This window comes from Flavonifractor sp. An100, assembly GCF_002161175.1.
In the GTDB taxonomy this organism is placed as follows: Bacteria; Bacillota; Clostridia; order Oscillospirales; family Oscillospiraceae; genus Lawsonibacter.
The window spans coordinates 26472-46059 of sequence record NZ_NFMA01000021.1 but is presented as its reverse complement, the minus strand read 5'-3'; the positions used below and the strand labels follow the sequence as shown (position 1 = coordinate 46059).

The 19588-nt window shown below is 52.6% G+C and carries 20 protein-coding genes; 4 read left to right on the top strand and 16 right to left on the bottom strand.

Going from position 1 to position 19588, the window contains the following annotated elements; translation table 11 throughout:
* Positions 1-26: 26 nt before the first annotated feature.
* From B5E43_RS11420 to B5E43_RS11375, 10 genes are all read right to left on the bottom strand, one after another.
* On the bottom strand, positions 27-1637 hold the full coding sequence (locus B5E43_RS11420) for an ABC transporter substrate-binding protein (protein WP_087396818.1): 1611 nt from the start codon (positions 1635-1637) through the stop codon (positions 27-29).
* A gap of 75 nt (positions 1638-1712) precedes the next feature.
* Positions 1713-2546, bottom strand: coding sequence for an ABC transporter permease (locus B5E43_RS11415; RefSeq protein ID WP_087396816.1), 834 nt, complete (start codon positions 2544-2546; stop codon positions 1713-1715).
* 12 nt (positions 2547-2558) lie between these two features.
* Positions 2559-3506, bottom strand: coding sequence for an ABC transporter permease (locus tag B5E43_RS11410; protein WP_087396814.1), 948 nt, complete (start codon positions 3504-3506; stop codon positions 2559-2561).
* Positions 3506-4474 (bottom strand): oligopeptide/dipeptide ABC transporter ATP-binding protein, encoded by a 969-nt coding sequence (locus tag B5E43_RS11405; RefSeq protein WP_087396812.1) that lies wholly within the window; start codon positions 4472-4474, stop codon positions 3506-3508. Before B5E43_RS11405 ends, B5E43_RS11410 begins: the two co-directional genes overlap by 1 nt.
* Positions 4471-5463 (bottom strand): ABC transporter ATP-binding protein, encoded by a 993-nt coding sequence (locus tag B5E43_RS11400; protein ID WP_087396810.1) that lies wholly within the window; start codon positions 5461-5463, stop codon positions 4471-4473. Before B5E43_RS11400 ends, B5E43_RS11405 begins: the two co-directional genes overlap by 4 nt.
* A 45-nt stretch (positions 5464-5508) precedes the next feature.
* Complete coding sequence (locus B5E43_RS11395; RefSeq protein WP_087396808.1) at positions 5509-6405, bottom strand: PfkB family carbohydrate kinase; 897 nt, start codon at positions 6403-6405, stop codon at positions 5509-5511.
* Between the two features lie 383 nt (positions 6406-6788).
* Positions 6789-7520 (bottom strand): GntR family transcriptional regulator, encoded by a 732-nt coding sequence (locus tag B5E43_RS11390; RefSeq protein ID WP_087396806.1) that lies wholly within the window; start codon positions 7518-7520, stop codon positions 6789-6791.
* A gap of 332 nt (positions 7521-7852) precedes the next feature.
* Positions 7853-8041, bottom strand: a complete 189-nt coding sequence (locus tag B5E43_RS11385; protein ID WP_087396804.1) for a hypothetical protein — start codon at positions 8039-8041, stop codon at positions 7853-7855.
* A gap of 163 nt (positions 8042-8204) precedes the next feature.
* Positions 8205-8660, bottom strand: a complete 456-nt coding sequence (locus tag B5E43_RS11380; RefSeq protein WP_087396802.1) for a helix-turn-helix domain-containing protein — start codon at positions 8658-8660, stop codon at positions 8205-8207.
* Positions 8657-8872 (bottom strand): helix-turn-helix domain-containing protein, encoded by a 216-nt coding sequence (locus tag B5E43_RS11375; protein WP_087396800.1) that lies wholly within the window; start codon positions 8870-8872, stop codon positions 8657-8659. The genes B5E43_RS11380 and B5E43_RS11375 overlap by 4 nt, the downstream gene beginning before the upstream one ends.
* Positions 8873-9238: 366 nt before the next feature.
* Here B5E43_RS11375 and B5E43_RS11370 point away from each other — a divergent pair, with 366 nt between their 5' ends.
* Positions 9239-10450, top strand: a complete 1212-nt coding sequence (locus tag B5E43_RS11370) for a hypothetical protein (protein WP_087396798.1) — start codon at positions 9239-9241, stop codon at positions 10448-10450.
* Between the two features lie 100 nt (positions 10451-10550).
* Here B5E43_RS11370 and B5E43_RS11365 read toward each other — a convergent pair whose 3' ends face one another.
* The 6 genes from B5E43_RS11365 to B5E43_RS11345 all read right to left on the bottom strand — a co-directional run bounded on the left by B5E43_RS11365 (position 10551) and on the right by B5E43_RS11345 (position 17093).
* Positions 10551-11249, bottom strand: coding sequence for a response regulator transcription factor (locus tag B5E43_RS11365; protein ID WP_087396796.1), 699 nt, complete (start codon positions 11247-11249; stop codon positions 10551-10553).
* A complete protein-coding gene (locus B5E43_RS11360) occupies positions 11242-13209 on the bottom strand; it encodes a DUF4118 domain-containing protein (protein WP_087396794.1) in 1968 nt (655 codons plus the stop codon). Before B5E43_RS11360 ends, B5E43_RS11365 begins: the two co-directional genes overlap by 8 nt.
* A 72-nt stretch (positions 13210-13281) precedes the next feature.
* Positions 13282-13506: a hypothetical protein gene (locus tag B5E43_RS14935; protein WP_143383005.1), complete on the bottom strand. Its 225-nt coding sequence runs from the start codon at positions 13504-13506 to the stop codon at positions 13282-13284.
* A gap of 33 nt (positions 13507-13539) precedes the next feature.
* A complete protein-coding gene (locus tag B5E43_RS11355) occupies positions 13540-14187 on the bottom strand; it encodes a TrkA family potassium uptake protein (RefSeq protein ID WP_087396792.1) in 648 nt (215 codons plus the stop codon).
* An 18-nt stretch (positions 14188-14205) separates the two neighbouring features.
* Positions 14206-15534, bottom strand: coding sequence for a potassium transporter TrkG (locus tag B5E43_RS11350; protein WP_087396790.1), 1329 nt, complete (start codon positions 15532-15534; stop codon positions 14206-14208).
* Between the two features lie 200 nt (positions 15535-15734).
* Positions 15735-17093 (bottom strand): hemolysin family protein, encoded by a 1359-nt coding sequence (locus tag B5E43_RS11345; RefSeq protein ID WP_087396788.1) that lies wholly within the window; start codon positions 17091-17093, stop codon positions 15735-15737.
* 545 nt (positions 17094-17638) lie between these two features.
* Here B5E43_RS11345 and ytvI point away from each other — a divergent pair.
* The 3 genes from ytvI (at position 17639) to B5E43_RS11330 (ending at position 19404) form a co-directional block, all read left to right on the top strand.
* Positions 17639-18712, top strand: coding sequence for a sporulation integral membrane protein YtvI (gene ytvI / locus B5E43_RS11340; protein WP_087396786.1), 1074 nt, complete (start codon positions 17639-17641; stop codon positions 18710-18712).
* Positions 18713-18745: 33 nt separating this feature from the next.
* The gene (locus B5E43_RS11335; RefSeq protein WP_087396785.1) at positions 18746-19069 is read left to right on the top strand and encodes a hypothetical protein; all 324 of its coding nucleotides are present in this window, start codon (positions 18746-18748) and stop codon (positions 19067-19069) included.
* Positions 19070-19155: 86 nt separating this feature from the next.
* Positions 19156-19404, top strand: a complete 249-nt coding sequence (locus B5E43_RS11330; protein WP_087396783.1) for an HPr family phosphocarrier protein — start codon at positions 19156-19158, stop codon at positions 19402-19404.
* Positions 19405-19588 lie beyond the last annotated feature (184 nt).

The following is a 19588-nucleotide window of genomic DNA, read 5'->3' as shown; positions in this document are numbered from 1 at the left end:
GGCATCGGCCTTGGTTGGGATGGATCTTAGTGCTCGTTCACCACGACCTGCTCCAGGCAGATTCCGGCCTGCTGGCTCAGAACTCCGGAGAGGAAGTCAAAGTTCTCCACATAGTTGCCGGACACGAAGGCCTGCTCCCGGTAGCAGATAAACACCAGGGGAGACAGCTCCAGGGCCCGCTCACGCAGCTGCTGATAGATCTCGTTGCGCGCGGTCTCGTCCAGGATGGTACGTCCCTCGTACAGCAGCCGGTCGATCTCCTCATCGGCAAAGTAGGGGGAAGCATCCATACGGACATCGCCGCTCTGATAGAAGATGGAGGTCCAGTCCATATCCAGGATCTTGCCGATGGTGCCGCAGACAATCATGTCGTAGTCACCGGTGTTGCTGCGCTCAATGCGGGTGGCCCAGTCGGGCAGATCCGCCGTCACCTGGATGCCGATCTCGCTCAGAGCGTCGGCCACCACCAGGGCGGTCTGCTCGTGGAAGGAGTAGTCGCTGGTGGCCAGGATGTTGCAGCTGAAGCCGTCGGGATAGCCGGCCTCGGCCAGCAGCTCTTTGGCCTTCTCCAGATCGCGGCTGAAGTAGTTATCAAATTCGCCGTTGTAGCCCTGCTGTCCCGCAATGGTGGGGAAGCCATACAGGGCGGTGCCGCGGTCGTTGAAGGCGGTCTGAATGACGGCTTCGCGGTTGATGGCATAGGCCACAGCCTGACGCACCCGGTAATCGGCGAAGGGGCTGCCCTCTTTGCAGTTGAACTCCAGCATCATGAAGGCGCCCTGGCGGCTGTACACGGTCACGTCCGAGTTGCCCTCAAACTGGGTCACGCCGGTGGCGCTGACATAGTCGATCAGATCCACCTCGCCGCTGATCAGGGCGTTGTTCCGGGTGGTCTCGTCCAGATAGAAAATAAAGCTGACGTTCTTGGTCTTGGGCAGGCCCTCCTTATAGTAGCCGTCATAGCCCTCCACGTCGATCTGGAGGCCCCGGTCCCAGCTGACCAGCTGATAGGGGCCGCAGCCCATGGCGGAGGTGGCGATATCGTTGCCGGCCTCCATCCAGGCCTTGCTGATGATGGCGCTCTCAGGCAGGCTCAGGTACTCCAGGAAGGGGGCGCAGGGCTCAGGCAACACGAACTCCACGGTGCTCTCGTCCACCACATTGACGGTGACACCGGCGTCGGTGAAGTAGGACTTGTAAGTAGCCGTGCTGTCATCGGCCATGATGCGGTCAAAGCTGTACTTCACGTCCTCTGCGGTAACCGCGGACCCGTCATGGAAGGTGACGCCGTCCTTCAGCACGAAGGTGTAGGTCAGGTTGTCATCGGAGACGGTGTAGTGGTCGGCCACCTCGCACTCAATCTCGCCGTCCAGATTGTACCCCACCAGTCCGCGGTACACGTTCTGGAGCAGGAAGCGGGTGGAAACATTGGAGTGAATGTGGGGGTCCAGAGTGGCGGGCTCCACGCTGGTGCCGATAAGCAGAGTGTCAGAGGTGCCGGTGGGCTCCACTTCCTCCAAACTTCCGCTGCCGGAGGGCTGGGAGCTGCTCGTACTGTCTCCGCCGCCGCAACCGGCCAGCAGGCCCAGGGACAACGCAAGGCTCAGGCAGATGCTGATCAGTCTTTTTGCTTTCATTGTGTTTCCTCCTTATTCAGATGCTTATTCCGAGAGCCGGGGGCGCCGGCCGCAGAATCCTTGGATCAGGATGCCTCAAAAGCTCTTCTTCAGCTTGGGGTCCAGCACATCCCGCAGGGCGTCGCCCATCAGGTTGGTGGACAAAATGGTCAGGCACAAAAACAGGGAAGGCCAGAACATGTACTGCCCGTTTGTGGCGATGTAGGCCCGGGCGTCGCCAATCATCTGGCCCCAGGAGGGATTGGGCGGTTCCACGCCCAGTCCCAGGAAGCTCAGTCCGCTTTCCAGCAGGATGCCGCTGGACACAGTCAGGCTGAACTGGATAATGAGAGAGGAGACGATGTTGGGCAGCAGGGTCTTTACCAGGATGCGGAAGGTGCTGGCGCCCAGCAGCTGCTGGCTTTCCACATACTCCACCCGCCGCAGCTTTCGGGTGGAGGAGTAGGCGATACGGCAGAAGTGAGGGGTATATAGGATCCCCACCACGATAACCAGATTGAACATGCCCGAGCCCCAAAAGCCTACCACCAGCATAGCCAGCAGGATGGAGGGGAAGCAGAGGATGATGTCCACCACACGCATGATGGCATTGCCCCATGCGTCCTTGATATAGCCGGCCAGCAGTCCCAGCAGGGACCCGGCCACCATGGCAATCACCGTTCCGCCAAACGCCACGATCATGGTGGGCTGCAAACCCACAATCAGCCGGCAGGCAATGCAGCGGCCATATTCGTCCGTCCCCATGGGATATTCGGCGGAGGGGGCTTCCAGCGTCTGGGTATAGTGGATCTCCAGCGGGTCGTGGCTGATCAGGAAATTCCCGAACAGGGCGACGAACAGCAGGGGCACCAGGATGATGGCGCTGAGCAGAAACTTTTTATTCCGGATGCATTGTTTCAATACGTTCATTTTTTCATCCCCCTAGCGCGCCCGTGGATCCAACATTCCATACAGCATATCCACCACCATGTTGGTCAAAATGAAAATTGCGGACAGGATCAGCATACAGCCCTGAATCAGCGGATAGTCACGGTCTCCGATGGCGTTCACCAGAAGGGTGGCAATGCCGGGCCAGTTGAATACCGCTTCACACAGCACGGTGCCGGCAATCAGGTTGCCCAGCTGCAGGCCGATTATGGTGACAACAGGGATGAGCATATTGCGCATCACATGCTTCAGATACACTTTCCGTTTGGACAGGCCCTTGGCCCGCAGGGGCCGCACCGACTCGCTGCCAAGGGACTCCAGCATGCTGGAACGGGTCATCCGCAGGATGGAAGAGGCTACGCCGAAGGCCAGCGCCACCGCCGGAAGCACCAGCCGCAGCAGATGTTTCGTCATCCCTCTGGCCACCGGCACATAACCGCTGGAGGGAAGCACCCCAAGGGTCAGGGCAAAAATCAGCACCAGAAGGTAGCCCATGACAAATACGGGGACGGAATTGCCCAGGGAGGAGAGAAGGGTCAGTCCCAAATCCACAAATCCGCCCCGGCGCACCGCCGAAATGATTCCCAGGGGAATGCCGATGACACAGGCCAGCACCATCGCAGCCGCCGCCAGCTCCAGCGTCCGGGGCAGACGGTCCTGGATCGCCTCCACCACCGGGCGTTTTTCACTGTACGACTGTCCCAGATCGCCGTGAAGCAGATCGGTGATCCAATCGAAATATTGGGTCATCACCGGCTGGTCCAGACCAAGCTCCGCCTCCAAAGCGTCATAGGCCTCTTGATTCACCGCCGACCCGTCCCGGCTGAGCATCATCAGCACCGGGTCGCCCGGCATCATCTGCAGGGCGAAGAACACAATGGTGGTGACAACAAAGATCTGTACGACGGCGGTCAAAATCCGTTTGACAAAAAACTTGGCCATCACTCCGCCTCCTTTCCCACCAGGTGGCAGGCGGCGTAATGTCCCTCGCCCACCTGCCGCATCTCCGGCTCCACTGTGGCACAGCGCTCCTGGGCATAGGGGCAGCGAGTGCAGAACCGGCATCCCGCCGGCGGATTCACCGGGCTGGGAATGTCTCCCTGCAGCAGCACCCGGTCAATGTGCAGATACTCCACCGCCCCGGGGATGGCGGAGAGCAATGCCTGGGTATAGGGATGGGCGGGCGAGGCATACAAATCCTTGGCCTCGGACACCTCAATGATTTTCCCCAGATACATCACGGCAATGCGGTCGGATATGTACTTCACCACGCCCAGGTTGTGGGAAATAAACACGTAGGTCAGCCCCAGCTCCTTCTGAATGTCCCGGAGCAGATTCAAAATCTGGGCCTGAATGGACACATCCAGAGCGGACACCGGCTCGTCACAGACAATGAATTCCGGATTCATGGCCAGCGCGCGGGCAATGCCGATGCGCTGCCGCTGGCCGCCGGAAAACTCGTGGGGATAGCGGGTGGCATAGCCCCGGCTCAGCCCCACCAGATCCATCAGCTTGAGGACCTCCTCCTGGATCTGGGTATGGGAGAACCCTCCGGCAATGCGGTAGGGCTCCGCAATGATGTCAAATACCCGCTCCTTTGGATTCAGGGAGGCAAAGGGATTTTGGAAGACCATACGCAGCTTGGCCCGTTCGCTCCGGCTGAGCGTCCTCACATCCTGTCCCTTGTAAAGGATGTCCCCGGAGTCCCGCTTGACCAGCCCCAGGATCACCCGGGACAGCGAGCTTTTCCCGCAGCCGCTCTCCCCCACCAGGCCGAATGTCTCCCCCTTCTCCACGGTAAGAGACACCCCATCCACCGCGTGGACGAATCCTTTTCCGCTGGAAAACATGCCGTGCTGAACAGGAAAATACTTTTTGAGGTTTCGCACCTCCAGCAATGGTTCGCTCAAACCGCCTCTCCCTCCTTTCGGCCTTCCGCCGCCAGATGGCATGCCACAAAGTGCCCGGACTCTATCTCCACCAACTGGGGCCGCTGCGTTTTGCACCGCTCCTGGGCATTCCAGCAGCGGGTGCAGAAGTGGCAGCCAGCCGGCATATTCCGGATGTCCGGCACCGTTCCCTCGATGTTGAACAGCCGCTCATCCCCGGTATCCAGCCTGGGAATGGCCCGAAGCAGGCCCCGGGTATAGGGGTGGGCGGGATTGGAGAACAGCTGTTCCCGGGTTGCGCTCTCCATCATGTTGCCGCCGTACATGACGATAATCCGGTCCGCCATGTCTTTTACCACATCCAGATCGTGGGTGATCAGGATAATGCCGATATTGAACTTATCCCGGCTTTTCTTCAGCAGATCCATAATCTGAGCCTGTACGGTCACGTCCAGAGCGGTTGTGGGCTCGTCTGCAATGAGCAATGTGGGGTTGCAGCTTAGCGCAATGGCGATCATGACCCGCTGGCACATGCCGCCGGACAGTTCAAAGGGATAGGAGTGGAACACCCGCTCCGGGCTGGGGATACCAACCAGGTTCAACATCTCCAGCGCCCGCTTTTGAGCCTCCTCCCGGCTCATTTTCTCGTGGGTCAGGATGCCCTCCATCAACTGGTTGCCCACGGTGAACACTTGATCCAACGACATGATGGGCTCCTGAAAAATCATGGAGATCTCTTTCCCCCGGATCTTGCACATCTCCGCGTCGCTCAGGCCAACCAGCTCTCTTCCCTGGTACTTGATGCTGCCGGAGGCGATCGCGCCCTGCTCCGGCAGCAGGCCCATAATGGATAGGGACGCCATGGTCTTTCCGCTTCCGCTCTCGCCCACGATACCCAGGATCTCTCCCCGCTCCACCTGGAACGACAGTCCGTCTACCGCGGCGAATTCCTGCTTTTTGTTGCGGAATACCATCCGAATATCCTGTACCTGCAGCAAAGGTTCCTTCAAATCCGCTTCCTCCCTTCCAACTCACCCCCGTCTGGTCCTGTCTTATCAGGGGGTGGTGACAATGTGCATCTGATATCCCTCCGGAATCGGACGCCCATGGCCGAAGGCCCCGGGCTCCAGGCATCTCTGAGCGGAAAACCGGGCGGCCGCAGCTGCTGCGGCCCGGATCGTCTCCGGCTCCGGTACGCTGCCCCTCGCCCTCCAGTCCGGCGTCAGATGGACCAGAATGGCCGAGGCAAAGGCATCCCCCGCCCCCATGGTGTCCACCGGCTCCACATAGTCGCTGGGCTGGGTGTAAAATTCCTTCCCGTCATAGAGCAGAGCGCCCTGAGCTCCTCGGGTCGCTACCGCCAGGCCGCAGCCCAGACTGCAAATTTGCTCCATCAGCGCCCTTGCCGCCCTGTCATCCAGCTCCGAACAGGAGAGAAACGCCAAATCGGTCAGGGCCGCCACCCGTTTCAGCCGCGCCTCGTCCTTCCACTGCAAGGAAAAGTCATAGGACAGCAGTACGCCGGTCTCTTTTATCTTCTCCAGTTCCCCGTCCAGGTAGCTGTTATTCGAGGTGTGGACCACGTGATAGGAGCCGATATAGGTCAGATCCTCGCCCTTCAGCCGCAGAGGCTGAAGCCGGAGTACGCCGCCCTTGTTGCTGCCCAAAAAGACCCGATCTCCGTCCTGCAAAGTGACCCGAGCCGCCCCGTTCTCTCCCGCGTAATGGCGGCAGCGTGAGGTGTCCACACCCAGCTCCCGGAGGACCTGCTGAATATGCTCCGCCGGTGCGTCGCTTCCAAAGGCGCCCAGAAATCCTGTCTGCGCTCCCTGCATTCTGGAAAAAACCGCGACATTCAGGGCCTGTCCCCCGGGATACATGGTATTTTTATGTACATACTGATCGCTGACATTGTCTCCGATCCCCAGCAGCCGAACCGTCCCTTTCTCCATCTCCGTCTCCTCCGAAGCAGTCTGTTCTGTTTGAAGCAAGCTAAAATGTTGTGTGTGATTATAGAACATTATATCATCATTGAAGAAAATTTCAATAGTTTTTCGAAAAAATTTATCTCTTTTTTGTGCTAATTGTAAAATGAATTTTCTCCTGCACCCCCTTTTTCCCTTTACCTCTACCTTAATATGCAAAAAAGTGGGTTAAGATGTATGTAATCTCCATCTTAACCCACATTATCTTTCATATAATTTTGGTAAATGTTTCTTTTTCGGTCGTTTTGGCATTTTTATCTCCGGATATCTTCTATTGTCCCGCTGTAAAAAAGCATCATTTCCTGCACAAAATAACCAAAAAATACCGCCTTTCTGTCCATGAAATTCCCCTAAAAGCACAGGGCAAAATCCATCTGCTCCCCATATCCGATCTGATAGGACGTGTGCGCCGGACGGTCCTCCAACATCTCCCAGACCAAGCCGACATATTGGAGCACCGGCGTGGATTCACGAATCTTCAAGTGTTTGGCAATCTGTGCATCCGCCTTTGCGATGGTAACAAACCGCTGCCCGATCACCGGACGCAAGTCCACTTCCTTGTGTTCCCGAATCAGCTGATACATGGACTGCCGCTCCAAATCCAGATCCATCAGAAAGGCATAATCCATGGGAAAATAATTTCGTTCAATGACGATCGGGATCTCATCGGCATACCGAAGCCGCTCCACCAGCAGCACCTGGCTGCCTTCGGGCAGTGCCAGCTGTTTTAAAATATTGGGGTTGGGGTTGGAAATGACTTCCCTTCGCAGCAGCTTTGCCGAGGCCTGCATGCCGTTTGACCGGCAAATCTCCGTAAAGCTCAGGGCGCTTTGCGAATAGGGGCGGGAAAAACTCTTCTTTGTGACAAAAGTCCCCTTTCCCTGTTTTTTTTGCAGCACGTATTCCTCCACCAATTCGCTGATGGCACGGCGAATGGTAATCATGCTCACATTATACATGGCCGCCAGTTCCTTTTCCGAGGGCAGCCGCCCGTTGGGCTGATATTTGCCTCCATGAATGTCCGCCAGAATATGCTCCTTGACCTGTAAATACAGGGGGGTGATACTGTTGGAATTGATCATATGGAGTTCACCTCAATTATACGTACTTATCATGGTTCAGAAATCTTTGCTCTGTTTCTGTTCACAAATTTGTCTTTTGGTGTAATTTTTCCTCTTTCCGTCCAGTAAATCTTCGGATTTCAGATCTTGTCCATCTCCTTTGTGCGGCCGAGTGCGTTTCAGCAAAGTGTCTAAAAAATCAACTGCATAATATTATATTATATCATAACCAGAAGCATTGTAAATATCTTTTTTCTCTTTCTCCCCTTTGGAATGTGTACCGCCCCGACCCGCGGCAGCAGGGTCTGGGCCGCCCCTTCCAGCAATATTTGACCAAAGGCATCTCCGCCCACCTATTCTACCATCGTCACACTGGTCCCCAGAGGGGCGCACTGGACAGTTTGATCGTGTTTCTTTCCTCCTGGGGCCATATTGAATTCCTTCCCCATTACCGTCTCCCTCTCCTTGGGGGCACGGCCAGTAGTGGCCACCAAGCCCATCACATAGCTGCCCACTGCCAAAATCTTTGGCCTTTTCTCCATGGTTGTTTCCTTCCTCTACCTTTTCGCTTAAAACCCACTTAAATTCCTTGGAGCACGACTGATTTTCCCGTTCTATACATCCCCGGTTGGCCGCTACCCTCGGCTTGTGCTGCGGGTTGTCGAACTCTCCGGGCGCGGGCATCAGACTGTTTTATTCTCCGGTTTATGCGCTCTGCCCATCGCTTGCCGGGATGAACTGGATGCCCAGCTTTTCTGCTTTCGCTTTGGCCTTCTGATGCGCGGCGGCGAGGTCTGCTTTTGCGAATTGCCGGTCGTAGTGCGCTTGTGTGACTTCGTGCATTGGGACGAGGGTGTAGAGCAGGTTGCCGTTTTTCTTGATGCCCTTCTTTGTGATGATCTCCGTGTTCTCTGTAACGATGAGACCGCGTTCCTCCAACAGTCGGACATAGTTTGCAACCGTGTTTCGGCAGTAATGCAGCTTCTTTGCCATAGTCGCCGTACTGGGATGACACTGGCCGGTCCTGCGGTCTGCGTGACGCAGCAGGTAGATGTAGACTGCAATGGCTCCACCGGGCAGATCAAATTCGAGCAGTTCGTTGGGGACGGGGAAACAGCTTTTCACATGCTCCCAACCCACGGGAGGTTTCGTTCTTCTCATGTGCGCTCACCACCTTTTGTGTGCTCCTCCACCCACTGGATAAACTTTTCCTTCGGCACGACCATGCGGCTGCCGATGCGCAGAGTGGGAAAATCTTTTTCGTGCATCAGCTCGTATGCGCTGGATGGCGCGATGCCCAGAGTCTTTGCCACTGTATCTGAGTTGAGGAACAGCGGCAGTTCGTCGTAGTTCTTGTAGATAGACGATTTCATTTTCAATTCTCCTTTCAGATTTTAATTTTGTTTTGCCGCACACCGTACACCTTCCTGCCCCAGACTTTCTGCGGCGTTGTCCCATGTCGGCACGCTCTCGTCGCCGCAAACTTTGTATCACTCGTTTCCGGACTCGTCCGAAAACTTGTTCACGCCGTTGCGGCTCCTCTTCCCACAAAGTCTGCGACTTTGCGGGAGCCCTTTTGACGGTCATGGCGATGCTTCCCTCACGGTGTATGCACTCCGGCTGCGGGTATTCAGTTGTCGAGGTGCAGTGAAACTTTACGCTTTCGCTGTTTTCGTTTTCATGTTAGAATAATTTTAGAGAGGTTTACATCAGGAAGTGATCTTTTGGGAGGTGTCAGCATGGCTTCGGAATTGTATTTGATGGAGGTAGGCGATGGACGCTATTCCATCCTGCTTTGTGATGACAGGGGAATCACGCAGATGCCTGCTCTCACTCCCGCGGAGACTTTGATCGCTTTTTCTGAACTGGACTATACCGACTATCGCAAAGTGGTGCGGTGGCTGCGAGATGAGCATCCTCTGTTTGAGGAGCGCATCGACATTCCTGTGAGCGATTTGGAGGACTTTGTCGCGAAGGCAATTCTGCTGACGCCCGACCTGTATGAGATCGACCCTGTGAGCGGATTTGTTGTGACGGACATTCTGCTCCGAACTTTGCAGACAGAGGATGACGGCACGGCGATGTTCCTGCTGACAGCCGGACAGGCGATCCTGCGGGTGATGGAGGAACCACTTCGTGTGCAGAACTATCTTCGGAACATTATGGAGATCACCTTCGACGGCACAGCCGGATCGACACCGGCAGAGCAGTACGAAAAGCCGAAGGCATCTTATGCCGACATCGCGCGGATCTGTGATCCGGCGAGGCTGCCACGGCAAGAGGAGTATCTATCGATCCGACTTCACAATCTGATGGAACTTTGGATATTGGTGTTGGCGCTCTACTTTGAACAGGACAACCAGCGGATCTGCCGGTGCGGTTACTGCTGGGGCTATTTCATCCCGAAAACGAAAAAGGTCACCCGGTACTGTGACCGGGTGACCGATGGACAGAGCTGCAAACAGCGCGGCGCAAATCTGGCGAGGTTGGATAAGACTTCGGAGGATGAAGCCCTCCTGGTCTATAAAAAGCTGCGGGACAGGATGTACTCCCGTCTGCTCCGCTGGCAAGATGCGCCGCCCTCTGAGCGTTCGAAGCTGATACCAATGGACTACGAGCAGTACGACCAGTGGAGCGAAAACGCGCGGCTGGCGCGGGAGGAGTATGTCCAGGGAAAATTGACGGCAGAGGAGTTCCTGCGGAAGATCGACACCACCCATGAGCTGACGAGCTATGAAGCGGGCAAGATCAACCTGCCCGATGGACCGAGCAGGTGGCAGCAGCTTGTTGCGAGGGATTTCAGATTTGACCCGGAGAGATACTTTCCGGAAAAAATGGCACACCTGAATCTGAGCGACCCCGACCCGCAGTGCCAGATACTGACCGCCGATGACCTGCGGAGGGAAGCTCAGAAGGGACACCAGAGCCTGAAAGAGAAATACGGAAAATGAAAAAGCCCACGGGAGCGGTTCAAGAGAACTGGTCCCGTGGGTTTCTATTGAATTCAGCAGCGCAAGATAACTACATTTGACATCGGTTTTCTGATTGGCTTCAATCGATCTTTTGCATTCGGTATCCAACTCCGATGTGAGTCTGAATATACCGGGCCGATGATGTATTGGACTCCAATTTTTTTCGCAGTGCTGCCATGAAGACACGCAGAGATCCAATATCGTTTTCCCAACTGCTGCCCCAAACATTCTGCAGAATGAACCGGTGTGTCAACACTTTTCCGGTGTTGCGTGCCAAAAGACAGAGCAACTTATATTCCATAGGGGTCAGCTTCAGATCCTCTTCACCGAGGTATGCACATCCCGCAGAATAGTCGACCCGCAACAAGCCATTTTGATAGACAGCCTGTTCCGCGCCAGCGTTCTGCATCAGTCCCAGCCGTCTTTGTGTTACCCGCAGGCGGGCAAGAAGCTCATCAACGGAGAAGGGCTTGGTCAGATAATCGTCAGCTCCGGCATCCAGAGCGTCGATCTTATCGCTGTCTTCACTTCTCGCGCTGATGACGATGATCGGCATATTGGACCAGCTTCGGATGCGGCGGATGACCTCCACACCGTCAAGATCAGGCAGGCCCAAGTCCAACAGAACGATATCGGGATTGTGTGAGGCGGCTTCCATCACAGCTCCCTCTCCAGTGCCGGTAGTAATAAAGCGGTAGTCGCGTGCTTTTAGTGTGGTGGTGATCAGGTTACGCACCGGGGCGTCATCCTCTACCACAAGGATCTGATATTTACTCATGGTAAGCTGCCTCCTCCAGCGGAAGGGTGAAGTGGAATATTGCTCCATGTGGGAGATTGTCTGTAACGCAAATCGTTCCTCCATGAGCTTCTACAATGGCTTTGCAGAGGTAAAGTCCAAGGCCCAGGCTGCGGCGGTTATCCGCTATTCTATTTTCACCGCAGTAGAACTTATCAAAAATTTTAATCTTTTCTGCATCACTGATTCCATTCCCCGTATCAGCGATCTTGATCTCCGCCATCTTCCCCCGCTTTGCAGTGCTGATATAAACAGCAGTCTCAGGCGGAGTGTATTTCAGAGCGTTGTCAACAAGGTTGATGATAACCTGTACGATCAGTTTCGCATCAGCCCGAACCAGCATAAAATCATCTTCACAAAACACTGTGACAGTATGCCCTTTTAGCTTGGGACGAATATGCTGCATTGCCTCCTCAAAGATTTCGGAAAGCAGTTCCGGAGAAGGCTTTAGTGCCATGCGCCCTTCTTCAATACGGGTGGAGTATAAAAGATTCTCCACCAGATTGGTCAGCCACACAGAATCATCATAAATGTCAGAGTATATCTGTCGTTTGGTTTCTTCATCAAAACTGTGGCCGTTATGAAGAAGATTGTCTGCGTTGCCGGAGATGGTGGTCAAGGGAGTACGCAGATCGTGGGAAATGGTACGCAGAAGATTAGCCCGGAGCTGCTCGCTTTCAGCCAACACTGCCGCTGCTTCTTTTTCTCTGATATTTTTTTCATTCTCTAAGGCCAATGCTGTCTCACCGAGTATAGACAAGAGGATTCCGTTTTCTGAAGCATCCAGTGCCCCATCCTTCGCATCAATACCGACCACACCGTAAACACGCTCATTGACCCGGATGGCAAGATACTGATATTGGGCATCCGGAAAGCGTTCGGTAGTTGCCCCTGCAGTGTGGTTGTGTTCAAGCACCCATTGAGCAACTTCCAACTCGTTTGTTTTCTTAAACAAAGGCGCATCCTGGTCTGTAAACACTATAGGTTCGGAAAGTTGACCATCTGCATGATTGAATAAAATGATATCTCTGCCAAGCAGCTTTTTGATTTGTTCTCCGGCTGTCTGCAAAATAGCTTCTTTGCCCTCGGCCTTTGACAAAAGCTGATCTGTATCAAACAGGATCTTGGTACGGTGAGCGATTTTGGCAGATTGCTTAGCCTGCTCCTTATAGCGGATCGCAAAGGTGCCGGTGATGTAGGCCGTCAAAAACATGATGATAAAGGTCACCGGATAGCCTGTTTCGTAGGCGGTCAGCGAAAAGCGAGGCTCTGTGAACAGGTAATTGAAAATAAAAACACTGGCGATGGAAGATACAAGACTATAGATCCGATGAGATGTGGCAATGGATGTCAGCAGAACACCAAGAATGTAGACCATGATAATATTCGGCCTGGTAAAGCCGATCTCGTGGAACAGCAAGCTCAACAGCGTTGCCGCCAAAAGGATAAGCACGCTCTTGATTATATTTTTTAGAATATCTGCATTGCTGTGCTGTCTTGCTTTTTTAGGATGATAGGTGGTATCCGCAGCCTTATCAGGAATAATGTGAATATCAAGTTCCGGCACATAGGACAGCAGCAGTTGTGTCAGTGTAGGTTTTCCAAACAGATGCTTTCGGGTAACGGCACTTTGCCCCAGAACGATTCGCGTGATACCGGATATGCGGGCAAATTCCGCGATTTGATAAGGGATGTCATCACCGTATACAGTTTCGATGTCTGCGCCGAGTTGCTCCGCCAGTTTTCGGTTTTCCTCCAGCCGCCTTTTGTTCTCCTCGGTGGCAAGGGCAAAATCAGGCGTTTCTACAAACAGTGCAGTGAACTGACCATCGAAAGCCTTTGCCATTCGCGCAGCGGTGCGGATGATCCTTGCATTGGAGGGAGCGGAAGACAGGCAGGCGAGAATATGGTCCCGTTTGCCATCATTGGTATGTTGATTCATCTTGCTCACTCCTTCCTGTTTTTCTGATATTATCACAAATCCGATGCATTTTCCATAGTGATACAACAGCACTCAATCCAGATAGTCCGCATAGCCGCACTTCACGCTGCAATGCTCATTTACAAGTGCGCCTATCACACGATCCCGGTTCTTGGCTTTGGCTTTGTTTTTCCAAATCACATGAATCCATTCGATTTCATCTAGAGCCTCAACGGGTAATCCCAACGTGCTAACCGGTTCCGTTCGTTTTTTATAAGGAATGAGCAAAGATCCATATTGCGTTTCAATATGCTCCAAGCGCTCATCGGCAAGGAGGCTGAAAGAATCAGGTCAGATGCGGAAGCATTTATGGACTGCCTTTTCGTGCCCTAAGACGAGCAGTGATGCGCCGCGACAGAGCATGGTGTCCGGTGTGATGCTCATATTGAGCCTACCGTTTTCCCGAATACCAAGCACATTGATGCCGAACCTTTTGCGGATATCCAGCTGGACAATGGTTTTTCCCACCCATTCCATCGGTGCCTCCAGTTCAAAAATTGCGTATTCATCATCCAACTCGATGTATTCCAGAATATGTTCGGACGAACAGCGGATCGCCGTCCAGGATGCCAGCTGTTTTTCCGGGTAGACCACCTCGTCGGCCCCGTTGTGAAGCAGGAACTTTTCCTGGATCTCGCGCGAGGCACGGGCTATCACCTTTTTTGCGCCCAATTCTTTCAATAGATAGGCTGTTTCCAGAGAGTTCTGAAAGTCATCGCCAATGGCGACGATGCAGGCGTCATAATTGCTTATTCCCAGCGAAGAGAGGAACGCCTCGTTGGTGCTGTCGCCGATCTGTGCGTTTGTCACATAGGGCAGTACCGAGTTCACACGATCTTCGTTTGCATCTACTGCCATGATTTGATGACCCATACTGTGCAGCTTCATGGCAATAAACTTTCCAAAGCGGCCCAAGCCAATCAACAATACTGATTTCATAAAAGATACCTCCTGTTCTCAGCCCACCGAAATCTTCTCAAGAGGAAGTCGGGACATCGTGTTTTTTGTTGCCGGGAGCGTTGCGAAAAGCAATGTCAGCCCGCCGACCCGTCCGATATACATCAGTGCGGTCAGAATCAGTTTGCTGGTCCATCCCAATTCCGGTGTGATGCCAAGGGAAAGCCCCACCGTTCCAACCGCAGAGGCACATTCATACAGGCAGGCAAGGAGCGGGAACCCTTCCAGTTTGCTGATGAGCATGCCACCCAGCAGAAATAAGCCAATGTACATTAAGAAAACGGTTGCGGCGTTTTTAACCGTTTCATCATCTATGCGTCGCCCGAAAAAGCGACCATTCTGCCGCCGTTTGAACACCGCTGCCGCCACAGCCGCCATCACAGCGAAGGTGGTCACCTTCATGCCGCCTGCTGTGGAACCGGGAGCGCCACCGATCAACATCAGAAGAGCCGTTAGCATCTGTCCGCTCTCGCTCATGGCATTCAGGTCAACCGTGTTAAAGCCTGCTGTTCTGGGTGTTACTGCCTGAAACCAGGCGCCCCAAAACCGCTCCGCCAAAGGAAGATGATTCAGTTCAAAGAAGAAAAAATAGACTGTTGGAATTAAAATCAAACCTGCGGTCATGGTAAGGATCACTTTGCTTTGCATCCGGTAACGCTTTATGTGGATGCCGTTGGTATAAATGTCACGCCAGGTCAAAAAACCAAGACCGCCAACGATGATCAATAGCATAACGGCCAGATTGATCACAGGATCGGAGGCGTACCCCATCAGAGAATTGAAAAGTACTCCATCATCTACAATGTCAAAGCCAGCATTGCAGAACGCTGAAATGGAGTGAAAAACAGCCATCCAGAGCCCTTCTCCAAATCCATAATCCCGAATGAAAACCGGAGCCATAACTGCTGCGCCCAGCAGTTCGATGAGAATGATTCCCTTCAGAATAAATCCGGTAAATCTGACAATCCCGCCCACCTGTGGCGCGGAGATGGCATCCTGCATGGTACTTCTCTGCATCAGAGAGATTTTCCTGCCTGCAGCCAGTGAAAGGGCTGCCGCCACGGTAATAACTCCCATGCCGCCGATTTGGATCAATATGAGGATCACTGTCTGGCCGAACAGAGTCCAGTGGACTGCCGTGTCATAAACCACCAGACCGGTAACGCATACTGCGGAGGTAGATGTCAACAGGCAATCCAGAAAGGGGCTGAATGTTCCGCTCTTGCTGGATACGGGCAGCATCAGCAGCATAGAACCCAGCAATATGACAACGGCAAAGCCGAGAATGATCATTTGTGAGGATGACAATCGTTTTTCCAATTTTCCCATGCCGACACCTCCGGGAACAGTTTTCTATTATCATTATGGCATACCAGATGTGAAACGGGCATTAGTGTCCCGATACCGGCATTAATTTCGCATTAAGACGCAAAATCCAGCCTGTATAAGCTGCTTGCTTACACAGACGGGATAGTTATTCAATCAGGTTTCCTGGCTGATTGAATTCACGCAATGATCGGCGTGCTGCTTCAGGTGTGCGTTTTTTCGTTAATGCCTGCTCCATTTATAATATTGTTTTCAATGGGAGCAGGGCTATCTATAAGCTGGACCGTTGCTTCATAGACCTGGTGCTCCAGAACCTTCAGGAGCCGGATATGGAATGGGCCGGCATCGATTTCTATGTCGTATGTGCCATCGTCCGGCACATAGCCCAAAACATGGAAAATAAGGCCTGTGATCGTGTCATGCTCGTTGTTTTTGACCAAAGCACCGGTCGTTTCTTCCAACGACGCCAATTCAACATTCCCGCGAATTTTCCAGGTGTCATCGTTGATTTTTTGAATAGGGCTTGAAGCAGGAGTCAACTCAGCCTCATCATCTTCCAAGGTTCCCACCAGCTGCTCAATCAGGTCATTCCATGTGACGATGCCAATCATGCCGCCGTATTCGTCAAGGACAATTGCCAGAGATACGCGGTTACGCTTCATATTTCGGAAAAGCACATCTGCCTTAATACTGCCAGGGACAAAATAAGGCTGTTTGACTGCGGTCGTCAGAACACTGTCCCGATCCTTGTTCTCCAGACGGAAATAGTCCTTGGCATTCAGGATTCCTACTACCTGATCGGGCGAGTCCTGGCAGATGGGATACAGGGTATGGCGGGTGGCGTGAATAGTATTTGCCCACTCCTCCATGGATTCCTCCATCCAGAGAAAGTCTACCTCAGTGCGATGGGTGGCGATCTCAGCGGCGGCAAGATCGTCAAACTCAAAGACATTCTGAATGAACTCCTTTTCATCATGGTCAATGGTGCCTTTTTCACTGCCCACATCCACCATCATACGAATTTCTTCTTCGCTGACCTCATCATCCTCATGGTTGGGGTCAATGCCTATCAGGCGCAGAACGGTGTTGGTTGAGAAGGTCAAAAACCAAACAATGGGAGCAAAGAGAGTGGCAATGGCGCTGATCAGCCCGGAGAGGCCAAGAGCCAGTTCTTCGGTCTTACGCATGGCCACCCGCTTGGGCACAAGTTCACCAAAAATCAGGGTGAAGTAAGAGAGGATCAGGGTGATCAGCACGACGGCAATGGCATCCAGAGTTGCACGGGGAATGCTGATACCCAGCCCCACCAAAAAATTCACCAATACATCCGAAAAGTTTTCAGCAGCAAATGCACTGCCAATAAAGCCGGACAAGGTAATAGCCACCTGGATCGTCGCCAAAAACTTCGCAGGCTGACTGGTTAGGTGGGCCAGACGCTTCGCCCGCTTGTCGCCTTGGGCCGCCATTCTGGCCAGTTTGTTATCGTTCATGGAGATCACGGCGACCTCCGCACAGGCGAAGATCGCGTTCAGCGCGATCAGGAACACCTGCAGCAGTAACATAGAAATAACGGAGTTTTCCAAACTTTGCACCTCACTAAATTTTTAAATATATTGTTCTTGTTTCGTCAATTCGCAATCTCCGTCAATCTCTCCTAAAAAAGGAATAAGACATGGAACCTGTTCGCGTTAAAATGCGCACAAGCCATGCCCTATGTTCAAAAATGCAATTATAGCTGTTGATTCGGTTATCGTCACTGTCATCGCTGCTCATTGTAAATTCTCATCCTCCAATCATTTTGGTATTGGCAAACATTCTACGAAAGAACCCATATATTGTCAAGGGAAAGCCGTTGCCTGGAGCATTTCTTTGCGAAAACTATACAGCGGCATTAACTTTGTATTAATGTTTCGACAGTTTTGTTGACATGCTACGTCACCGTCCATATAATAGCCTAAATAGTTCCTTGAGAGGAACTGTGTATAATGGATACCGCGGACAGCAGCAATACTGCCCGAATCGATATGGATAATTCAAAGGCATGGCCTGCGTTCGGATGTCGGAAGCGGGTCATGCCTTTTTGCTTTGATCAATGTTGGAGGTTTGAATGAACACAGAAAAACGGAAGGCATTTCTAATCAACTTTGCCTACTTTGGCGTGATATTCCTGTTAGCTTTTGTGCTGCTGCGGTATGCGCTTCCTTTGGTGTCGCCCTTTGCCATCGCGTTTTTGATTGCATATATTCTGAAGCGCCCGATCCGCTTTTTGACGGATAAACTGCGGATTCCCGGAAAGCTCTCCGCTACGCTTTCAGTCATTTTGTTCTATGGAGTCGTCGGGGCGATGCTCACTCTACTGAGTATCAAAGCCGTTTCCGGCATTGTGGATCTGATTGGCAACCTGCCCGCACTATATGAAACCTATGCGCAACAATACTTTATGGATATTCTATGGAACATAGAGGGTGTATTCATGGAGATGGAGCCTTCCTTGGTGGCGGCATTGGATGAGGTCGGAATGAGAATAATCCAGTCGCTGGGTGACCTTGTGACGGGTTTGTCTGTGTGGGTCATGGGCTTTGCGACCGATGTTGCGACATCGGTTCCCGGCCTCTTTGTCAAGTTGGTGTTGATGATCATTTCCACATTCTTTATTGCTATTGATTATGACCGCTTGACAGGATTCTGCCTGCGGCAGATGAGCGCTGGGACAAAAACTGTATTCCTCCAGATCAAGGAATATATTGCAGGTACATTATGGGTCTGTGTCCGTTCCTATGCCCTCATCATGTCTATTACATTTGTGGAGCTGTCCATCGGACTGACATTGATAAGGATCGATCACGCCATCCTGGTGGCGTTTGTCATAGCGATTTTTGATATTCTTCCGGTGCTCGGAACAGGCGGAATCATGATCCCGTGGGCGATCCTGACTGCTATTCAGGGGAACTACCCTCTGGCTCTTGGACTGCTGGTGGTCTATCTGGTCATCACGGTCATTCGCAATATCATCGAGCCGAAAATCGTCGGCAGTCAACTCGGCCTGCACCCTGTTGTGACCCTTTGCAGTATGTTCGTAGGTGCTCAGCTTTTTGGCGTGATCGGCCTGTTTGGTTTCCCGATTGGTCTGTCACTGCTGCGTTATCTCAACGACCACGGAGTCGTTCGATTGTTCCGGTAATATGAATAGAAGAAAGAGGTACGGGAGGGATTCATGGACGAAAAACTATCTTTGATTGATCGGCTTGCGAACCTGTTGGGGTGCGAGTATGTGAACCACCTTTATCACCTTCGTCTTTTGGATAGGCAGCAAAAGAGCCGACTGCTTGATGAACTTGAGAAGATCCCAGCAGAAGTTGTAAGCTTATTTGGGTGGAACAATGCTTTGGAATACCTTGCGGGAGAAGCCAAAGAATCCAGCGCAGAACGCGCAAGAGAAAAGCTGCTGGTAGTATTGACACAGATGATTTATGGAACTGATGATGGCCATTCCGACAGGTTTGAGGTGAATTGTGAGAATCTTGCTCCAAACGATTAGTTGTCGAAACAAAACCAGAGGCTCACAACCAGAAATATTTTGGCGCTGATAACCCAGATTTATATTACGGGAGGCGTGTCCATAAGATGATCAGCAAAAGAATCACTATCCCGTGTGAGTGCGGGATCGCTCATCATATAGCTACACAATTCGTTAAGACCGCAAACGAGTATCACAGCACTCTGCGCATCGACCGCGGTGATGGCTCGGTGAATGCCAAAAGCTTATTGGGCGTCCTTGCCATGGGAATCACCAAAGATGAACAGATTGTACTCACGGCGGAAGGTCCAGATGAAAGTGCGGCCATGGAGGCACTGGAGCGCTTGTTCAGGTAAATATTGTCCCAATTACCATTTTGTCTGATAGTGATTCGATCTGTCGATTTCACCAATTCTTGAAGTTCAGGGCGGTATCTGCTAAAATATCAACTGACAAATTGTAATAAAAAGGCCTATATGGTAAACTACATCTGAACGACAAATAATTTGGAGTGCATTGGAGTATGAGTATGGATTTTGT

Excerpts from the sequence above, each read along its gene's own strand:
- B5E43_RS11355 (WP_087396792.1), bottom strand. The coding sequence starts at position 14,187 with ATGAAATCAGTATTGTTGATTGGCTTGGGCCGCTTTGGAAAGTTTATT.
- ytvI (WP_087396786.1), top strand. The coding sequence starts at position 17,639 with ATGAACACAGAAAAACGGAAGGCATTTCTAATCAACTTTGCCTACTTT.
- B5E43_RS11390 (WP_087396806.1), bottom strand. The coding sequence starts at position 7,520 with ATGATCAATTCCAACAGTATCACCCCCCTGTATTTACAGGTCAAGGAG.
- B5E43_RS11345 (WP_087396788.1), bottom strand. The coding sequence starts at position 17,093 with ATGTTACTGCTGCAGGTGTTCCTGATCGCGCTGAACGCGATCTTCGCC.
- B5E43_RS11335 (WP_087396785.1), top strand. The coding sequence starts at position 18,746 with ATGGACGAAAAACTATCTTTGATTGATCGGCTTGCGAACCTGTTGGGG.
- B5E43_RS11395 (WP_087396808.1), bottom strand. The coding sequence starts at position 6,405 with ATGGAGAAAGGGACGGTTCGGCTGCTGGGGATCGGAGACAATGTCAGC.
- B5E43_RS11360 (WP_087396794.1), bottom strand. The coding sequence starts at position 13,209 with ATGAATCAACATACCAATGATGGCAAACGGGACCATATTCTCGCCTGC.
- B5E43_RS11380 (WP_087396802.1), bottom strand. The coding sequence starts at position 8,660 with ATGAGAAGAACGAAACCTCCCGTGGGTTGGGAGCATGTGAAAAGCTGT.
- B5E43_RS11365 (WP_087396796.1), bottom strand. The coding sequence starts at position 11,249 with ATGAGTAAATATCAGATCCTTGTGGTAGAGGATGACGCCCCGGTGCGT.
- B5E43_RS11370 (WP_087396798.1), top strand. The coding sequence starts at position 9,239 with ATGGCTTCGGAATTGTATTTGATGGAGGTAGGCGATGGACGCTATTCC.
- B5E43_RS11330 (WP_087396783.1), top strand. The coding sequence starts at position 19,156 with ATGATCAGCAAAAGAATCACTATCCCGTGTGAGTGCGGGATCGCTCAT.
- B5E43_RS11420 (WP_087396818.1), bottom strand. The coding sequence starts at position 1,637 with ATGAAAGCAAAAAGACTGATCAGCATCTGCCTGAGCCTTGCGTTGTCC.
- B5E43_RS11350 (WP_087396790.1), bottom strand. The coding sequence starts at position 15,534 with ATGGGAAAATTGGAAAAACGATTGTCATCCTCACAAATGATCATTCTC.
- B5E43_RS11410 (WP_087396814.1), bottom strand. The coding sequence starts at position 3,506 with ATGGCCAAGTTTTTTGTCAAACGGATTTTGACCGCCGTCGTACAGATC.
- B5E43_RS11415 (WP_087396816.1), bottom strand. The coding sequence starts at position 2,546 with ATGAACGTATTGAAACAATGCATCCGGAATAAAAAGTTTCTGCTCAGC.
- B5E43_RS11385 (WP_087396804.1), bottom strand. The coding sequence starts at position 8,041 with ATGGAGAAAAGGCCAAAGATTTTGGCAGTGGGCAGCTATGTGATGGGC.
- B5E43_RS11375 (WP_087396800.1), bottom strand. The coding sequence starts at position 8,872 with ATGAAATCGTCTATCTACAAGAACTACGACGAACTGCCGCTGTTCCTC.